A 17280-nucleotide genomic window follows, 5' to 3' on the forward strand; every position below is an offset into this window, starting at 1 on the left:
CCGATGGAGTTGATCGAGCGGAGCAACCGGCTGGGGTCGGATCCGCGGAACACGAATTTTGCGGGTGGGAACACGTCGGCCAAGGGCACCGCGGTCGACCCGGTCACCGGCGGTGAGGTCGAGTTGTTGTGGGTGAAGGGCTCCGGTGGTGACCTCGGGACGTTGACGGAGGCGGGGTTGGCGGTGTTGCGGTTGGACCGGCTGCGCGCGCTGGTGGAGGTGTATCCGGGGGTGGAGCGGGAGGACGAGCTGGTCGCGGCGTTCGGCTACTGCCTGCACGGCAGGGGCGGCGCGGCCCCGTCGATCGACACGGCGATGCACGCCCTGGTGGACGCGCCGCATGTGGATCATCTGCACCCGGATTCGGGGATCGCGTTGGCCACGGCGGCCGATGGTGAGGCGTTGACGAAGGAGTGTTTCGGCGATCGGGTGGTGTGGGTGCCGTGGCGGCGGCCGGGGTTCCAGCTCGGCCTGGACATCGCCGCCATCGCGTCCGAGTTCCCGGGGGCGGTGGGGTGTGTGCTGGGCGGGCACGGGATCACCGCGTGGGGCGCCACCAGCGGTGAGTGTGAGGCGAACTCGCTGTGGATGATCCGCACCGCGGAGGCGTTCCTGGCCGAGCGCGGCCGCCCGGACCCGTTCGGCCCGGTCGTGGACGGGTACGACCCGCTCCCGGCGGCCGAGCGGCGAGCCAGGGCGGCGGCGCTCGCGCCGATCCTGCGGGGGCTGGTGTCGACGGACCGGGCGCAGGTGGGGCACTTCACCGACACCGACACCGTGCTGGACTTCCTGTCCCGGGGCAAGCATCCGGCGCTGGCGGCGTTGGGGACGTCGTGCCCGGATCATTTCCTGCGCACCAAGGTCCGCCCGCTGGTCCTCGACCTCCCCCCGGCCACGCCGTTGGATGAGGTGGTGGACCGGTTGCGGGTGCTGCACGCGGCCTACCGCGACGAGTACGCCGCCTACTACCAGCGCCACGCCACCGGTGACAGCCCGGCCATGCGCGGTGCGGACCCGGCGATCGTGCTGATCCCCGGGGTGGGGATGTTCTCCTACGGCAAGGACAAGCAGACCGCGCGGGTGGCCGGCGAGTTCTACGTCAACGCGATCAACGTGATGCGGGGTGCGGAAGCCGTGTCCACCTACGCCCCGATCGACGAGGCGGAGAAGTTCCGCATCGAGTACTGGGCGCTGGAAGAAGCCAAACTGGCCCGGATGCCGGCGCCGAAACCGCTCGCCACCCGGGTCGCGTTGGTGACCGGGGCGGGGTCGGGGATCGGGAAGGCCATCGCCGAGCGCCTGGCCGCCGACGGCGCCTGCGTCATCGTCGCCGACCTCAACACCCACGCCGCCACCTCCGTGGCCGAAAGCATCGGCAGCAGCGACACCGCGGTGGCGGTGACCGTGGACGTCACGTCGGAGGAGCAGATCGCCGCCGCGTTCCAGGACGCGGTGCTGGCGTTCGGCGGGGTCGACCTCGTCGTCAACAACGCCGGCCTGTCCATCTCCAAACCACTGCTCGACACCACCGCCGCGGAGTGGGACCTGCAACACGACGTCATGGCCCGCGGCTCCTTCCTCGTCTCGCGCGAAGCCGCCCGCATCATGATCGCCCAGGGCCTCGGCGGCGACATCGTCTACATCGCCTCCAAGAACGGGGTGTTCGCCGGGCCGAACAACGTCGCCTACGGCGCCACCAAAGCCGACCAGGCCCACCAGGTCCGCCTGCTCGCCGCCGAGTTGGGTGAGCACGGCATCCGCGTCAACGGCATCAACCCCGACGGCGTCGTCCACGGATCCGGGATCTTCGCCGCCGGCTGGGGCGCCCAACGCGCCGCGGTCTACGGCGTCGAAGAGGACCAGCTCGGCGCGTTCTACGCCCAACGCACCCTCCTCAAACGCGAAGTCCTCCCCGAACACGTCGCCAACGCCGTCCACGCCCTCACCGCCGGCCACCTCTCCCACACCACCGGCCTGCACATCCCCGTCGACGCCGGCGTCGCCGCCGCCTTCCTCCGATGAGCGGCGAGCGCATCGTCGCCGTCCGCACGTACCTGGACGAGGAGCGGCCGCGGCCGCGGGAGGAGCCGTCCGGCGAGCGGCCGGTGCACTGGTTGCAGGGCAAGGTCGCCAACCCGATGACGAAGTACGCGGAGTTCCGCGACAACCGGTCGGCCGCGATCGGGCCGCTGGCGAACGAGCGGGTGCTCGTCGAGGTCGAGAGCGCCGACGGCAACGTCGGCTACGCCACGACGTCCGGCGGCCTGCCGACGGCGGCCATCGTCGAGCAGCACCTCGAGTACCTGGTGGTGGGGGAGCGCGCGTCCGCGCACAGCCGCATCTGGGACCGGATGTTCAACAGCACGCTGCTCTACGGCCGCAAGGGGCTCGTGCTGCACGCGATCTCGGCCGTGGACATCGCGATCTGGGACCTGCACGGCCGGATCACCGGGCTGCCGGTGCACGCGCTGCTCGGCGGCAAGATCCGCGACGCGGTCCGCGTCTACGCGACCGGCCCGGAGCCGTCCACCGCCCGTGACCTCGGCTTCGCCGGCGCCAAGCTGCCGTTGACGTACGCGCCGTGCGAGGGCGAGGCCGGGTTCCGGGCCAACGTCGACATCGCCGCGCAGGCGCGGGCGGCGCTGCCCGACGACTTCCCGATCATGTACGACTGCTGGATGGCGCTGGACGTCGACTACGCCGTCCGGCTCGCGCACGAGGTGGCCGGCCTCGGCGTCGCGTGGATCGAGGAGCCGCTGCCGCCGGACGACTACGCCGGGTTGCGCCGCCTGCGCGACCGGATGCCGCCGGCGATGCGGCTCGCGACCGGCGAGCACGAGTACATCGCGAAGGGCTTCCGCCTACTCTGCGAGGCCGGCGTCGACGTCGTCCAGCCGGACCCGGCCTGGTGCGGCGGGCTGACCGAGCTGGTGCAGATCTCGGCGGTCGCCCAGACCTTCGGCGTCACCGTCATCCCGCACGTCGGCGGCATGCCCGCGTACCACTTCGTCGCGACCCGGCCCGACGGCGACCTCGCCGAGTTCCCGGTGCTGTCCCACGACGGCGGCACGGTGACCGGCCAGCACGCACCGCTGTTCTCCGGCGAGGTGCTGCCCGTCGACGGCTGGATCACGCCGAACGACGAGCCCGGGTTCGGCCTCACCCTCGACGCTGACGTGCCGCTGCGGCGAGCCCTGCCCGTACGCGGATGATCGACCACGCGAGCAGCGCACCGGCCACCGCGCCGATGGTGTTCATCTCCCAGTCCGTCGTGTCGCAGGCCCGGCCGATGGCGGGGACCAGCGCCTGAACCGTCTCGATCACCGCCGAGCCGGCCGACGCCGCCGCGGCGACCACGACCGGTCGCCGCGTCAGCAGGGTGGCGAAGAACGCGACGGGCAGCAGCAGCGCGATGTTCGCCAGCGTCTCGACGCCGCCCAGCGACGGCCAGGCGAACTGGACGGTGCAGGTCCGCTCGGGCTGCGCCCCACCCGGCGTCAGCGTCAGTGCCAACGCCGCGACCACCGCGGCCGCGGCCAGCCAGCGCGTGACCTGCACGCCACGGTCACCGGTCCGGAGCAGGATGGTGCCCACCAGCAGGCAACCGGCCAGCAGCAGCGCGAACACGATCGGCACCGCCCACGAATGCTCCACCAGGAACGTCGAGATCACGCTGCGGAGTATGCCGGACACCCGCCGCCGCCCGCCGCCGTTCAGCGCATCGCCCGCCGGACCTCGCCCGCCGGACGTGGGACGTGGGAAGTCGGAAGTCGGACGTGGGAGTCGGACGTCGGACGCTGTCGGTGCCCGCCCGTAGGGTGGGCACCCTCCCTAGAGGGGCGGGTCATACCTACCCCAACGCGACGCTCGCGCAACGACCTCGTTGGCCCGCGCCACTTCGCGCCCCCGTCGCCGGTCCCAGGCCAGCTGCCGGGCGACGTGCCCCGGCTCCCGCATCATGATCATCCAGGTTTTGGGGTGCTATCACGCCCCAAAACCTGGATGATCTTGGAGCAGCACCGGCCAGCGAGCGGCCAGCGAGTGATGATCCGAGCGGAGCCGGTCGCCACACCCGAGGCGGCCAGTGAGCGGCCAGCGGACCGGGACCAACAGCGGAGCCGGTAGCCGATCCCACCCAGCGAGGGTGAGAGGCCGGCGGAGCTGAGGTGGCACAGGGGTAGGAGCCGGGCCCATTGTTCGGCCGGCCCCCTGACGCTGCTTGAACGGGGGCGCGGGCGGCCGGGTCAAGCGGTCCGCCGCTGCGCGAAGCGCCCCAATAGAGGTCCGCTTGAGGCGGCCTCCCGCGCCCCCGACACTGGAAGCAGCAGGGGGCAGGCCAACGGTATGAACCAAGCCAACGAGAGCCCAGCCGACGGACCAAGGCTCAGCCGAGCATCGTCCAGGGCACGCGGTGGCGGAGGTCGGTCATCAGGTCCGCGAGCGCCATCGCGCCCTGCGGCGTGAGCGGCCCCGGTAGCACCGCCATCAGCTCGGCCGGCTCGAAGACGACGATGGCGGCGGCGGCGCGGGGGTCGGTGGCCAGCCAGGTGGTCAGCGGCGGGCGCAGCACGAGCCGGGCGAAGTCGGGGGCGCCGGTGCTGACGTGGAAGGCGGCGTCGAAGCGGGGGTCGCCCACCTCGAGGTCGCGCCGCAGCGCCGTCGCCCACGACAGCCGCTGCGGCGCCAGGCGCAGCTCCGGGCCGGGCACCGGGCGCGGCACCAGCAGCACCGTGTACTCGGGCGTGCGCGTCGACACCTCGAACGTCTCCGCGTGTTGCCGCGGCGGCGGGCGGCGCACCTGGAACGCCTGGAACGGCACGTCGCGCAGGGTGCCGTCGAGGTGGAAATCGACGTACACCAGCGGGTCGCCGACGATGTCGTTGATGCTCGGCGCCCGGGCCGGCAGGTTCGGCTCGGTGCGGCCGAACCGCATGCCGTTGACGGCGGCGAATTCGGCCATGACGCCGGCCGTGGCCGCCAGCCGGCGCCGCTTGCGCCGCCGGATCGGGACCAGGACGGCCAGCGCGACCAGGAACGCGACGAGCACCAGCAGCAGCGCGACCGCCCCGCCGGTGCTCACCGGCCCGCCGCCGGGGGCACCGAGGCGGCGGCGGGCTGGTGGACGAGCACCGGGTCAGCCTAGAGGCCGCGCGCCTCCTGGTAGGCACGGCGCGCCTCGGGGGAGCTGTGGTGGTGGGTCAGCTCGTGCGCCTCGGGTGGGGTGACGCCGCCGTAGGTGGGGTGGATGTGCACGCTGACGTCGTTGAGGTGCGGGATGGTGTGCAGCAGCTCGTGGTGCGCCTCCTCGGCCAGCTGGTGCCCGTCGGCGACGGTGAGGGTGGCGTCGACGCCGAGGGTGACCTGGGCCTCGAGGCGGTGGCCGCTCCAGCGGGCGCGGATCGCGTCGACGTAGTGGACGCCGGGGACGCGGGCCGCGACGCGGTGGATGTCGTCGACGAGGCCGGGCTCGACGCCGTCCATGAGGCGGCGGATGACCGACTTGCAGGACTCGACCAGGATCCACAGGATCGCGACCGCGATGATCAGGCCGATGATCGCGTCGGCCTGACGGAACCCGAGCCAGACGCCGATGACGCCGAGCACGACGGCGATGGAGGTGAAGCCGTCGGCGCGGGCGTGGTTGCCCTCGGCGATGAGAGCGGCTGAGCCGATCTTGCGGCCGATGCGGATGCGGTAGATCGCCACCAGCTCGTTGCCGAGCGCGCCGACGATGCCCGCGGCGAACACCCAGCCGAGGTTCGTCAGCTCACGCGGGTTCACCAGCGCGTCGACCGACTCCCAGATGATCAGGCCGGCGGACAGCGCGATGACGGCGGCGATGAGCAGGCCGACCAGGTCCTCGGCGCGGCGGTAGCCGAACGGGTACTTCTTGGTGGGCGTGCGCCGGCCCAGCCGGAACGCGATCACCAGCGGGATCGTGGTGACGAGGTGGCCGAGGTTGTGCAGGGTGTCGGCGAGCAGCGCGATCGACCCGCTGATGGCGACGATGACGATCTGCAGGACGGCGGTGGCGCCCATGCCGCCGAGGCTGATCCAGGCGGCGCGGATGCCCTCCTTGCTGGCCTCCTCGGCGGTCTGGATGGCCTCGGTGTGGTCGTGTGCGTGCGGCTTGAACATGTGGGTGACGCGGCCCCACAGGGTGACGCCGTCATGGCCGTGCCCGTGCCCATGACCGTGCCCGTGGCCGCTGGTCTCCGGCTCGGCCACGGTGGAGGGCGCACCGGGCTCGTCGTGCCCGTGGCCATGACCGTGCCCATGCCCGTGGCCGTGTCCGTGCTCGTCGTTCATCTCTGCGACGCTCCCCAGGAGTTGGCACTGTGATACATCACAGGCAACGTTATCTGAAACATCACACGGGCGGAAGGTGCTGGGCCGAACTGGAGCCGGTGCGGTCAGGAGGCGGGCGCGAGGCGGGTGGCGAGGACGAGCGCCGCGTGCGCGCCCAGCCGCCCGGTGCCGGACGACCAGGAGCTGCCGACGAGGTCGCGGATCTTGTCCATGCGGTAGTAGAGCGTGGTGCGGTGGATGTGCAGCGCGGCCACGGTGGCCGCGGCGTCGCCGCCGGAGTCGAGGTAGGTGAGCAGCGTGGTGGCGAGCAGCCGGTGCTCCGGGCGCAGCAGCGGCGCGAGCGGCGGGTGCAGTTCGCGCGCGGTCGCGGCGGTCCACGGCAGCCCGAAGAGCAGCTGCCAGGCGCCCAGCTCGGACCAGCAGGCGAAGCCGTCGAACTCGCCGACCCGCTGGGCGACGTCGGCGGCGTAGGCGGCGCGGGCGAACGACGCGGCCGGCGACTCGCCGGGCAGCTGGTCGGCGAGGCCGACGGCGAGGGCGGGCTCGGCCGCGCGGGCCGTGCTCCAGAACCGCTCGCGCCAGGCGGCCGACGGCGGGCGCGGGCCGGCCCGGCTGACCACGGCGAGGTACCCGCCGACCGGCGCCACCAGCGCCGGCCCGATCAGCTGGCGCAGCGCGACGGACCGGGTGACGGCGTGCCGGGCGGCCTCGGCGGTGTCGTCGTCGCCGTCGCGGAACCGGATGGCCGCGATGCGCAGTGACGCGCCGGCGCCGAGGCGGTCCGGCCCGGTGACGGCGGCGAGCGCGGCGTCGCGGCGCTCGCGGTCGTCGCCGAACAGGCCGGCCAGCAGCGGGGTGTCCTGCGCCTGCAGGTCGTCGAGCTCGGCGGCGTTGTGGCGCAGCAGCTCGGTGATCGCCCGGGCGCCCTTGGTGGCCATGGTCAGCTCGGACGGCGTCACCGGCGGGTCGGCGTCGATCAGCCAGAGGAAGCCGTAGAGGTCCGAGCCGTCGCGCAGCGGCACCGCGATGCGCGGCAGCGTGCGCAGCTCGGCGCTGTCGGGGATGTGGACGGGGTCGACGGCGTGGTCGATGCCGAACGTGCGGACGTGCGCGACGATGGCGGCGTCGGCCCGGCGGGCGAGGACGCTGTCGATGCGGGGCGGGTCGATGGCGCCGTAGTGGGCGCTGGCCGCCAGCAGCTGGATGGCGACGTCGTCGACCGCCACCGAGCGCTGCAGCTCGGTGGCGAGGTCGTCGACGAGCTGTTGCAGCTCATCGAGCATGCGTGCCTCGCGGACTCGACATCTGTCGAGTCTAAGGCCGCGAGATTGCGACGTTCGGGTGCGGACCGGACGGATTCCCGCGCCCTAGGTTGTCCGGCACGACAGTCCGGCAGCGACGCCGGCGACCGACGGGAGACGCCCATGGCGGACCGGTACCGGGTGATCGTGGTGGGATGCGGCGCGATCGGGGCCGCCACCGCCTACTGGCTGAGCCGGCGTCTCGGCGGCGACGTCCTGGTGCTGGAGCAGTTCGACCTCGGCCATTCGCGGGGCGCGTCGGAGGACCACTCGCGCGTCATCCGGCACACGTACACCCGCACCGCCTACACGACGCTCACCCCGGCGGCGTACCAGAGCTGGAGCATCGTCGAGCAGGCCACCGGGCTGCGGCTGGTGCAGCGGACCGGCGGGCTGATCCTGGCGTCGGAGGACGCCCCGTCGATCTCGTTCGTCGACGACACCGTCGCCGCGATGGCCGCGACGAACCTCCCGCACGAGGAGCTGGGCGCCGCCGACGTCATGCGCCGCTGGCCGCAGTGGCGGCTGGAGCCGCACCACCGCGGCGTACTGGACCCGGAGGCCGGGGTGCTCGACATCCGCCAGGCGACCGCCGCGCACGTCGCGCTCAGCCGCGACAACGGCGTCACGATCGTGCCGAACGCGCCGGTGACGGGCCTGACGGAGACGGCGGGCGGGGTCGAGGTCGCGATCGCCGACGGCCGCCGCTTCAGCGCCGACCGGCTGGTGCTCAGCGGCGGCGCCTGGAACCCGGAGCTGCTGGAGCTGCTGGGCACCCGGCTGCCGATCACGCTCACCGAGGAGCAGGTGACGTACTTCGCCACCCCCAAGGTGCGCGAGTTCACCCCGGACCGCTTCCCGGTGTTCGGCTTCATCGACGACGACAGCCGGCTCTACTACGGGCTGCCGGTGTACGGCGAGGTCGCGGTGAAGGCCGGGCTGGACGGCGTCGGGCCGGAGGTCACCAGCGAGACGCGGACGTACCGGACCGACCCGGGCCGGGTCGACGAGGTCCGCCGGTTCCTGGGCCGGCACCTGCCGGCCGCCGTCGGGCCGGAGTTGTACTCGCGGGTCTGCTGCTACGACTTCCCGCCGGACCGCGACTTCATCGCCGACTACGTCCCCGGCCACGAACGCGTGCTGGTCTGCGCCGGAGCCGGCCACGCGGGCAAGTTCGCCGGGCTGCTCGGCCGGGTGCTCACCGAGCTGGCGCTCGACGGCGTCAGCCGGTTCCCGGTCGAGGCCTTCCGGGCCGACCGACCGGCCCTCTACTCTTCGGCCCCAATGCAGGTCAGCCGCTCCAACTCGATGTGAGAGCCGGATGAAGGCGAGGGACCGATGAGCGAGATGCCGAGAAGACGGCGGCGACTGGGCCGGGTGCCGCGCCGGATCCTGCACATGCTGGTGACGCTGTGGGTGGCGAGCCTGCTGGTGTGGTCGCTGCTCGCGCTGGCGCCGGGCGACCCGGCCCGGCGGGTGCTGAACGGGCGCGGCGTCGTCGACCCGACCGACGCGCAGCTCGCGGCCGAACGGCTCGCCCTCGGCCTGGACCGGCCCGCGTGGGAGCGGTACCTGGACTGGCTCGGCGGCGCGGTGCGCGGCGACTTCGGCCAGTCCTGGCGCACCGGCCGGCCGATCAGCGACGAGCTGGCCGTGTACCTCCCCGCGACGATCAACCTCACCCTCGCGGCGCTGCTGATCGCGCTGGCGGTCGCGCTGCCGCTGGGCCTGCTCGGCGCGGCGACGGCGGGCCGCTGGCCGGACGCCGTCATCCGGGTCGCGACGCTGGTGATGGTGTCGACGCCGGCGTTCGTCATCGGCGTCGTGCTGCTCTACGTCGTGGTGCTGCGCTGGGGCGCCGGCAACGTCGTCGCGGACGGCACGTGGTCGAACGCGTGGCTGCCGGCGATCACGCTGGCGGCCTGGCCGGCGGCGTCGTGGGCGCGGATCCTGCGGGCCGGCCTGCTGGAGTCGATGTCGGCCACCTACCTGCACGTGTCCGAGGCGCGCGGCGCCGGGCGGCTGCGGCTGCTCGTGACGCACGCCCTGCCGAACGCGTCGGTGCCGTTCCTGGCCGTGTTCGGCGTCAGCGTCGGCTGGCTGCTGGCCGGCGCGCCGGTGGTCGAGACGGTGTTCACCTGGCCGGGCATCGGCCGCTACACCGTCGAGTCGATCATCGCCCGCGACGTGCCCGTCGTGCAGGCGTTCACGATGCTGGCCGTGCTGCTGTTCGTGCTGAGCAGCCTGGCCGTCGACCTCCTCTCGACGGCGATCGACCCGCGGCTGCGCGAGCGCGGCCGGCCGGCCGGATCGATGGCGGGGGAGGCGGCGCGATGACCGCGGCACCCGTCCTCGTCGCCCGCTCCGCCCGCGCCGGCAGCCAGCCGGTCGGCGTCTGGGCCAGCCTGCTGCGGCACCCGTCCGGACGGGCCGGGCTGGCCATCGCGGTGCTGCTGGCGCTGGTCGCCCTCGTGGGCCCCTGGCTCACCGCCGACCCGAACCAGACCAGCTACGACACCCAGCTCGCCCCGCCCAGCTCCGAGCACCTGCTCGGCACCGACCAGGCCGGACGCGACCAGCTGGCCCGCGTCGTCGCCGGTGCGCAGACGACGCTCGGCGCGGCGCTCGCGGTGTTCGTGCTGGTCGGCGTGATCGGCGTGGTGGTCGGGATGGTGGCCGCGCTGGCCGGCGGCTGGGTCGACACCGTCATCTCCCGCTTCGTCGACCTGCTGCTGGGCCTGCCGTCGCTGGTGCTGGCGCTGGCGATCGTCGGCACCCTCGGCCCGAGCCTGCGCAACGTCATCATCGCGCTCACCGTCAGCGGCTGGGCCTACCTGGCCCGGCTGGCCCGCAGCCACGCACTGGGTGCGCACGATCGGCCGGACGTCATCGCCGCGCGGATGGCCGGCGTCGGCCGGGTCCGGATCGCCGTCGGGCACGTGCTGCCCGGCGTGACCGTGCAGGTCGCGATCGCGGCGACGATGGAGCTCAGCGCGATCATCCTCGGGCTGTCGGCGCTGTCGTTCCTCGGCCTCGGGGTGCAGCCGCCGACCGCCGAATGGGGCCAGATGCTGGCCGAGAGCCGCTTCGCGCTCACCCAGATGCCGACGCTCGCGCTCGGGCCCGGCCTCGCCGTGATGCTCGCCGTCGGCGCGGCCGTACTGATCAGCGAGGCGTTGCGCGATGTCGTCGACCCGGCTTGGAGGCGCGGATGAACGAGACCAACGGCGTCGTGACGGCGCCCGTGCTGTCCGTCGACGGGCTGGACGTCACCTACGCGAACGGCGCCCGCGCCGTCCGGGAGCTGAGCCTGGCCCTCGGCGACGGCGAGTGCCTGGCACTGGTGGGGGAGTCCGGCTGCGGCAAGACCACCGTCGCCCGGGCGCTGCTCGGCCTGCTGCCGCGGCGCACGCGGGTGGCCGGATCGGTGCGCATCCGCGGCACCGAGGTCGTCGGCGCCTCGAGCCGGCGGCTGCGGCGGCTGCGCGGCACCGACGTCGCCTACGTCGCCCAGGACCCGTACGCCGCCTGCGACCCGCTGCGCACCGTCGCCCACCACGTCGAGGAGGGCTGGCGGGCGAAGGGGCAGCGACCACCGGACGGGCAGGTGACGGCTCGGCTGGCGGAGCTCGGCATCGAGGACGCGCAGCACCGGGCCCGGCTGCGTCCGCACCAGTGGTCCGGCGGCATGCTGCAGCGCGCCACCATCGCCGGCGCGACGGTGCACGGGCCCGCCCTCACCGTCGCCGACGAGGCCACCAGTGCGCTCGACGCCGACCTCAGCGACGGCGTGCTGGCCGCGCTGCGGGCCGCGTCGAACGCGCTGCTGCTGGTCAGCCACGACCTCGCGCTGGTGGCGAAGCACGCCGACCGGGTCGCCGTCATGTACCACGGGCGGGTCGTCGAGACCGGCCGCACCGGCGACGTCATCGGATCGCCGCGGCACCCGTACACGCGGGCGCTGCTGCTGGCCGCCCCGCGCCCGGGCGCCGGCCTGCCGCGCGAGCTGCCCGGCACGCCGCCGTCGCTGGCCGACCAGCTGCCCGGCTGCTCGTTCGCACCCCGCTGCGCCCACTCCGGCGACCAGTGCCGGGAGCTGCTGCCGCTGCTCACCGACGGCGTCGCCTGCCACGCGGTGGAGCGGTCGTGACGGCCCCCGTCGTCGAGGGCAGCGGGCTCTCGGTCACCTACGGCCAGCGCGGCCACGTCCACCACGCCGTCGTCGACCTGACCGTGGCGGTGCACCCGGGCGAGATCGTCGGCGTCACCGGGGCGTCGGGCTGCGGGAAGTCGACGACGCTGCGGCTGCTGGCCGGGCTCGAGCAGCCGCACGCGGGCACCGTCCGGCTCGGCGGCGCCGACATCTGGGCCGAGGGCCGCACGCCGCGGCCGCCGCGGCCCGGGTACGTGATGCCGGTCTTCCAGGATCCCGTGGCGAGCCTCGACCGGCGCTGGCCGATCTGGCGCTCCGTCACCGAGCCGCTCACCGTCGGGCGGCCGCGGATGTCCAAGCAGGAACGCATGGCCGCCGCGCGGGAGCACCTCGCCCGGCTGAGTCTCGACCACCTCGACGTGCGCTGCCTGCCGACGCAGTTGTCGGGCGGGCAGTGCCAGCGGGTGGCCATCGCCCGTGCCCTCGTGGCCGGACCGGCGCTCGTCGTCGCCGACGAGCCGACCGCCAGCCTCGACGTCACCACCGCGGCCGGCGTCACCCGGGTGCTCCGGGAGGCCGCCGACCAGGGCACGGCGCTCGTGATCGTGAGTCACGACCAGGACCGCCTGAGCGTCCTGGCCGACCGGATCCTGCGGATGAACCGCGGCCGCGTCGTCGCCGAAGAGGTGCTGCGGCCGCTCGTCCACGCGCGAAGGGGCACCGATGAGTAGACGAGTTGGACGGCGGGCGCTGGCGGTTGCCGCGGCCCTCGCCGTGACGGTCCTGTCCGGATGTGCCGTCGAAGGGCAGGCCACCGATCCGGCCGGTGAGACCGACCGGCCGCTGCGGATCGCCACGACCTGGGCGATCGGGTCGCTGGACCCGATCACCGAGGCGTACTGGGCGCCCGAGTTCGGCTACGGCGAGCTGCTGATGCGCCCGACCGCCGACGGCGTCGTCGAGCCGTGGCTGCTGGAGTCCGCGGAGGCGGTCACGCCCACCGAGTGGGAGCTGGTGCTGCGCGACGGCGTGACGTTCCAGAACGGCAGCCCGTGCGACGCCGACGCCGTCGCCGCCGCGATCAACCACCAGCTGGCGAACAACCCGGTGCTGCCGCCGATCGTGCCCGGCGCGACGGCCGCGGCCACCGGGCCGGACACCGTCGTGCTGACCACCTCGACGCCGGTGTCGTTCCTGCCCGCGCTGCTGGCGCAGGAGGACATGTTCCCGATCTACGACGTCGCCGCGTACGAGTCGGCGGCGGGCGACCCGCAGGCGCTGGTCGGGCTGGGCATGCACACCGGGCCGTACCGGGTGACCGAGCTGACGTCGTCCGGCATGGTGCTGGAGCGCTACGACGACTACTGGCAGGGCGAGCCCGCGCTGCCGGGCGTCGAGGTGTCGTTCATCTCCGACGCGCAGGCCCGGGTCCTGGCCGTGCAGTCGGGCGAGGTGGACGTCGCGCTCTATCCGCCCACGGAGTCGGCCGGCACGCTGGAGAACTCGTCCGCCGCCCACTTCGTCACCGGCGACGGCACGCTCGGCCCGCGGCTGATCCTCAACGTGCAGCGCAGCCCGATGGACGAGCCGGCTGTGCGGCAGGCGCTGAGCGCGGCCATCGACTACGAGGAGATGGCGAACACCGTCATGAACGGCTTCCACGACGTCGCCGAGGGCATGTACCCGATGCAGCTGCCGTACGCCGTGTCGAACCAGGCGTACGACCCGGACCGGGCCGGCCAGCTGCTGGACCAGGCCGGCTGGGTGGTCGGCGCCGACGGCATGCGGGCCCGAGACGGCGTGCCGTTGCAGCTGACGCTCTACACCTACCGCGCCGACCCGGACCTGCCGGCGATCGCCGTCGCGCTGCGCTCGCAGCTGGAGGAGTCGGGCATCGGCATCCAGATCGAGGAGCTGGACGACATCTCCTCCATCTACGACGGCGACACCGGCTGGCACATCGCGCTGTTCCGGACCGGCTACTACGGCACCAGCGGCGCCGTCGTCGGGGTGATCCACGACTACCTCACCTCCGACGGCTCGCGGAACGCCGGCGGCATCGCCGACCCCGAGCTGGACGCGCTCGCCGACCAGCTGGCCCTGGCGTTCGACGAGGAGGAGCAGTACGACCTGCTCCGGCAGATCCAGGACATCGTCATGGCCCGGCAGGCGTACGCGATCGTCGTCTCGGTGAAGCGCGCGTCGGCGGTGGTCTCCGACACCTGGCGGGACTACGAGCCGTCGGCCGTCTACCTGCACCTGGACTGGAGGACGCAGCCATGACCGTCACCGACGCCGGGCTGGACCGCGCGATCGGCACCGTCCTGGACCACTGCTTCGCCGTGCGGCCGGGCGAGCACGTGCTGGTGGTCGGCGACGCGGCGACCCGCGACCTGGCCGAGGCGATCTGGCAGGGCAGCCGGGCGCGCGACGCCGAGGCCGTGCTGCTGCTGATCGAGGAGCGCCTCGACGGCGAGCCGGCCCGGCCGGTCGCGGGCGCGATGGCCGCGGCGGACGTCTTCATCGTCGCGACCCGGCAGTCGCTGTCGCACATGAACGCCCGCAAGGAGGCGACGGCGCGTGGCGCGCGCGGCGCGACGCTGCCCGGCGTGACCGCGGCGATGCTGACCCGGGCGATGGCGGTGGACCTGCCGGCGCTGCGGGCCCGCGGCCTCGCCGCCGCCGAGCTCTTCACGCTGGCCGGGACGGCCCACCTGACCTGCCCGAACGGCACGGACATGTGGTTCCGGATCGGCGGCCGGCAGGGCATCGCCGACGACGGCGACCTGACCGCGCCGCAGGCGTTCGGCAACCTGCCGTGCGGCGAGGCGGCGATCTCGCCGGCGACGGGGCACGGCCGCATCGCCGCCAGCAGCGTGACGCCGGCCGGCATCCTGCCCGAGCCGATGCTGCTCACCGTCGAGGACGGGCAGCTCACCGACGCGACCGGCCCGCACGGCGGCGCGTTCCTGGAGCTGCTGCGCTCGCACGGGCGGGACGGCACCAACCTGGCCGAGCTGGGCGTCGGCACCAACGACGGCGCCGCCTTCACCGGCAACGTCCTGGAGGACGAGAAGGTGCTGGGCACCGCGCACGTGGCGTTCGGCGCGAGCGACGCGTTCGGCGGCACCGTCTACGTGCCGATCCACCGCGACGTCGTGATCGTCGACCCGACCCTCGACGTCGACGGCCACCGCGTCCTCGACGCCGGCCACTGGCTGCTCGACACCGACCCGACGAGCGCTGGAGGCGCCCGATGACCGACGACCTCGTCTGCCCGCGGTGCGCCGCGCCCGGCTCCGGCACCAGCGGCTGCCCCCACTGCGCCGGCGACGGCCGCCACGTCAACCTCGTCCCGCCGCTGGCCGACCTCACCGGACGCGACCTGCGCACGTTCCGCGGCGGGCCCTGGGGCTGGCCGGACACCCTGCCGCTGTCCGGCGTCGCCACCCCGGTCACGCTGGGGAGGGGAACACGCCGTGCTTCCCGCTGGACCCGTCCGGGCGGATCTGGCTGAAGAACGAGGGCGCGAACCCGACGTGGTCGCACAAGGACCGCGCGATGAGCGCCGCGACCACCAAGGCGGCCGAGTCCGGCGCCGCCACGGTGGTGGCGCCGTCCAGCGGCAACGCCGGGCTGGCGGCCGCCGCCTACGCGGCGCGGGCCGGGCTGCGCGCCGTCGTCCCGACCTACGGGCCGCTGCCGCCGGCCTTCCAGGCGCTGCTGGAGCACTTCGGCGCCATCCTCGTCGCCGCCGACGGCTTCGAGGGCCGCTCCGCGATGACCAGGATCGGCATCGACGAGCTGGGCTGGTACCCGGTGACGTTCACCGACCCGCGGGTCGGCGGCAACCCGTACGGCAACGCCGGCTACAAGAGCCTCGCCTACGAGCTGGCCCGCGACCTCGGCGACGACCTCGCCGCCGTCGTCGTGCCGACCAGCCGGGCCGACCTCATGTCCGGCATCGCCCGCGGCTTCGAGGAGCTGGCCGCGGCCGGGCTGATCGCGCGGCGGCCGGCCATGGTCGCGGCCGAGGCGAGCACCGGCGCCGCGTTCAGCGCCGCGCTCGCCCTCGACGACCCGGCCGAGCAGGACCTCGTCACCGTCGAACGGCAGGAGTCGGCGGCGTTCTCGATCGGCAGCGACAGCGCGCACTGGCAGGGGCTGTGGGCGCTGCGCACCTCCGGCGGCTGGGCCGTCGCCGTCGACGAGCCCGTCTACCTGGCCGAACAGGTCCGCCTCGGCCGCGAGACCGGCCTGGCCGTCGAGGCCGCGGCCGCCGTCGCGGTGGCCGCGGCGCGTGAGGTGGCGCAGCGGGCCGGCGGCGTCGTCGTCGCCGTCTCGACCTCCATCGCGGTGAAGGACCCGGCCGTCATGGCCGCCGCGCGTCCCGCGCCGGTCCAGCTGCCCGCGGACGCCGGCGCGCTGGCCGCCCACGTCGAGCAGGTGGCGGCGCGATGAGGATCCAGCGCCGCGGCGAGCAGGCGATCACGGCGCCGCAGGTGCACGACGGGCCGGGCGAGCTGACCATCGACCGCTACTTCCCCGGCGTCTCGCGGCTGCCGGTGTCGGTGCACGTCTGGGAGTTCCCGCCCGGCGCCGGCGAGGGCCCGCACACGCACGACGAGGACGACTCGCTCGCCGAGCTGTACCTCGTCGTCCGCGGGAGCGTGCGGGTCACGTCCGGCGACGAGACCGCCGAGCTGCACGAGGGCGACGCCCTCTACGCCGCGCCCGGCGAGGAGCACGGCGTGCTCAACCACACCGACCGGCCGGCGACGCTGGTGCTGGTGTGGGGGCCGCCCGCCGTCACAGCCCCAGGTTCGCCGACCCGGTGACGGTGGCCGGCGAGAAGCCGGTGATCAGCGCCTCGATGACGCGGCGGCGGCTCTGCTCGATCTGCTCGGCGCTGAGGCGGCGGGCGCGTTCGGCGTCGCCGGCGACGATGGCGTCGTACAGCTCGAGGTGCTCGTGCATCTGCTCGCTGCTGGTGTCCTCGCGCGTCAGGCTGAGGAAGAACAGCCGCTGCATCTCCTCGAGCAGCGTGCGGATCGAGCGGGCCAGCCGGTGGTTGCCCGCGGCCTCGGCCAGCCGGACGTGGAACTCGCGGTTGTCGACGATGAACCGCTCGTAGCTCGCCGGGTCGGTGTGGTCGTACTCGGCGTGGGCGAGGTAGTGCATCGCCGTGATGGCCGGGCGTGGCGCCCGGGTGGCGGCCAGCTCGCAGGCCGCGGGCTCGAGCAGCAGCCGCAGCTCGAACACCTCGTTCACGTCGGTGATCTTCAGGTCCGTCACCCGGTAGCCCTTGCGCGGGCGGACCTCGACGAAGCCGTCCTGCACCAGCCGGCCGAGCGCGCCGCGCACCGGCGTGCGGCCGACCCCCAGCTGAGCGGCCAGCAGCGCCTCGCGCAGTTCGCTCCCCGGAGCCAGCGCGCAGGTGAGGATCGCGCGCTTCAGGCGCTCGTACGCCAGGTCTGTGGCGGTGGCTCCGGCCGCCCCCTCGGTTGTATGTGTCAA

Annotated in this window: 17 protein-coding genes; 12 read left to right on the forward strand and 5 right to left on the reverse strand. The window is 74.0% G+C overall.

Going from position 1 to position 17280, the window contains the following annotated elements; translation table 11 throughout:
* The first annotated feature begins 3 nt into the window (after positions 1-3).
* Complete coding sequence (locus tag BLV02_RS34705) at positions 4-2022, forward strand: bifunctional rhamnulose-1-phosphate aldolase/short-chain dehydrogenase (protein WP_069111305.1); 2019 nt, start codon at positions 4-6, stop codon at positions 2020-2022.
* Positions 2019-3212, forward strand: a complete 1194-nt coding sequence (gene rhmD / locus BLV02_RS34710; protein ID WP_069111304.1) for an L-rhamnonate dehydratase — start codon at positions 2019-2021, stop codon at positions 3210-3212. The genes BLV02_RS34705 and rhmD overlap by 4 nt, the downstream gene beginning before the upstream one ends.
* Here the strand turns inward: rhmD and BLV02_RS34715 are convergent.
* The 4 genes from BLV02_RS34715 to BLV02_RS34730 all read right to left on the reverse strand — a co-directional run bounded on the left by BLV02_RS34715 (position 3160) and on the right by BLV02_RS34730 (position 7592).
* Positions 3160-3672: a VanZ family protein gene (locus BLV02_RS34715; RefSeq protein WP_069111559.1), complete on the reverse strand. Its 513-nt coding sequence runs from the start codon at positions 3670-3672 to the stop codon at positions 3160-3162. The two genes, rhmD and BLV02_RS34715, sit on opposite strands and share 53 nt — an antisense overlap.
* Before the next feature lie 712 nt (positions 3673-4384).
* Entirely contained in the window at positions 4385-5080 is a 696-nt protein-coding gene (locus BLV02_RS34720) for a hypothetical protein (protein WP_069111303.1), read from the reverse strand.
* A gap of 59 nt (positions 5081-5139) precedes the next feature.
* A complete protein-coding gene (locus tag BLV02_RS34725; protein ID WP_074946913.1) occupies positions 5140-6309 on the reverse strand; it encodes a cation diffusion facilitator family transporter in 1170 nt (389 codons plus the stop codon).
* A 104-nt stretch (positions 6310-6413) separates the two neighbouring features.
* Entirely contained in the window at positions 6414-7592 is a 1179-nt protein-coding gene (locus BLV02_RS34730) for a helix-turn-helix domain-containing protein (RefSeq protein WP_069111301.1), read from the reverse strand.
* Positions 7593-7733: 141 nt separating this feature from the next.
* Between BLV02_RS34730 and solA the strand changes: the two genes are divergently transcribed.
* From solA to BLV02_RS34775, 10 genes are read left to right on the forward strand one after another with little or no spacing between them, the layout of a single operon-like run.
* Positions 7734-8924, forward strand: coding sequence for an N-methyl-L-tryptophan oxidase (solA, locus tag BLV02_RS34735; RefSeq protein WP_069111300.1), 1191 nt, complete (start codon positions 7734-7736; stop codon positions 8922-8924).
* Positions 8925-8948: 24 nt separating this feature from the next.
* Positions 8949-9947, forward strand: a complete 999-nt coding sequence (locus tag BLV02_RS34740; RefSeq protein WP_216094210.1) for an ABC transporter permease — start codon at positions 8949-8951, stop codon at positions 9945-9947.
* Entirely contained in the window at positions 9944-10825 is an 882-nt protein-coding gene (locus BLV02_RS34745) for an ABC transporter permease (protein WP_083288598.1), read from the forward strand. Before BLV02_RS34740 ends, BLV02_RS34745 begins: the two co-directional genes overlap by 4 nt.
* Complete coding sequence (locus BLV02_RS34750) at positions 10822-11760, forward strand: ABC transporter ATP-binding protein (RefSeq protein WP_069111299.1); 939 nt, start codon at positions 10822-10824, stop codon at positions 11758-11760. The genes BLV02_RS34745 and BLV02_RS34750 overlap by 4 nt, the downstream gene beginning before the upstream one ends.
* On the forward strand, positions 11757-12494 hold the full coding sequence (locus BLV02_RS36960) for an ABC transporter ATP-binding protein (RefSeq protein ID WP_069111298.1): 738 nt from the start codon (positions 11757-11759) through the stop codon (positions 12492-12494). Before BLV02_RS34750 ends, BLV02_RS36960 begins: the two co-directional genes overlap by 4 nt.
* Positions 12487-14046: an ABC transporter substrate-binding protein gene (locus tag BLV02_RS34760; protein ID WP_083288597.1), complete on the forward strand. Its 1560-nt coding sequence runs from the start codon at positions 12487-12489 to the stop codon at positions 14044-14046. Before BLV02_RS36960 ends, BLV02_RS34760 begins: the two co-directional genes overlap by 8 nt.
* Complete coding sequence (locus BLV02_RS34765; RefSeq protein ID WP_069111296.1) at positions 14043-15023, forward strand: aminopeptidase; 981 nt, start codon at positions 14043-14045, stop codon at positions 15021-15023. Before BLV02_RS34760 ends, BLV02_RS34765 begins: the two co-directional genes overlap by 4 nt.
* Positions 15020-15280, forward strand: coding sequence for a hypothetical protein (locus BLV02_RS37905; RefSeq protein WP_245737823.1), 261 nt, complete (start codon positions 15020-15022; stop codon positions 15278-15280). Before BLV02_RS34765 ends, BLV02_RS37905 begins: the two co-directional genes overlap by 4 nt.
* Positions 15277-16224, forward strand: a complete 948-nt coding sequence (locus BLV02_RS34770; RefSeq protein WP_245737822.1) for a threonine synthase — start codon at positions 15277-15279, stop codon at positions 16222-16224. The genes BLV02_RS37905 and BLV02_RS34770 overlap by 4 nt, the downstream gene beginning before the upstream one ends.
* Positions 16221-16601 (forward strand): cupin domain-containing protein, encoded by a 381-nt coding sequence (locus BLV02_RS34775; RefSeq protein WP_069111294.1) that lies wholly within the window; start codon positions 16221-16223, stop codon positions 16599-16601. The genes BLV02_RS34770 and BLV02_RS34775 overlap by 4 nt, the downstream gene beginning before the upstream one ends.
* On the opposite strand, the gene BLV02_RS34780 is transcribed toward BLV02_RS34775, so the two are convergent.
* Positions 16573-17280, reverse strand: coding sequence for a GntR family transcriptional regulator (locus tag BLV02_RS34780; RefSeq protein WP_069111293.1), 708 nt, complete (start codon positions 17278-17280; stop codon positions 16573-16575). The two genes, BLV02_RS34775 and BLV02_RS34780, sit on opposite strands and share 29 nt — an antisense overlap.

The sequence above is a fragment of the Jiangella alba genome (assembly GCF_900106035.1).
GTDB lineage: Bacteria > Actinomycetota > Actinomycetes > Jiangellales > Jiangellaceae > Jiangella > Jiangella alba.

Coding starts and splice junctions, on each gene's coding strand:
- BLV02_RS34705 (WP_069111305.1), top strand. CDS start 4: ATGGAGTTGATCGAGCGGAGCAACCGGCTGGGGTCGGATCCGCGGAAC.
- rhmD (WP_069111304.1), top strand. CDS start 2,019: ATGAGCGGCGAGCGCATCGTCGCCGTCCGCACGTACCTGGACGAGGAG.
- BLV02_RS34725 (WP_074946913.1), bottom strand. CDS start 6,309: ATGAACGACGAGCACGGACACGGCCACGGGCATGGGCACGGTCATGGC.
- BLV02_RS34730 (WP_069111301.1), bottom strand. CDS start 7,592: ATGCTCGATGAGCTGCAACAGCTCGTCGACGACCTCGCCACCGAGCTG.
- solA (WP_069111300.1), top strand. CDS start 7,734: ATGGCGGACCGGTACCGGGTGATCGTGGTGGGATGCGGCGCGATCGGG.
- BLV02_RS34740 (WP_216094210.1), top strand. CDS start 8,949: ATGAGCGAGATGCCGAGAAGACGGCGGCGACTGGGCCGGGTGCCGCGC.
- BLV02_RS34745 (WP_083288598.1), top strand. CDS start 9,944: ATGACCGCGGCACCCGTCCTCGTCGCCCGCTCCGCCCGCGCCGGCAGC.
- BLV02_RS34750 (WP_069111299.1), top strand. CDS start 10,822: ATGAACGAGACCAACGGCGTCGTGACGGCGCCCGTGCTGTCCGTCGAC.
- BLV02_RS34760 (WP_083288597.1), top strand. CDS start 12,487: ATGAGTAGACGAGTTGGACGGCGGGCGCTGGCGGTTGCCGCGGCCCTC.
- BLV02_RS34765 (WP_069111296.1), top strand. CDS start 14,043: ATGACCGTCACCGACGCCGGGCTGGACCGCGCGATCGGCACCGTCCTG.
- BLV02_RS37905 (WP_245737823.1), top strand. CDS start 15,020: ATGACCGACGACCTCGTCTGCCCGCGGTGCGCCGCGCCCGGCTCCGGC.
- BLV02_RS34775 (WP_069111294.1), top strand. CDS start 16,221: ATGAGGATCCAGCGCCGCGGCGAGCAGGCGATCACGGCGCCGCAGGTG.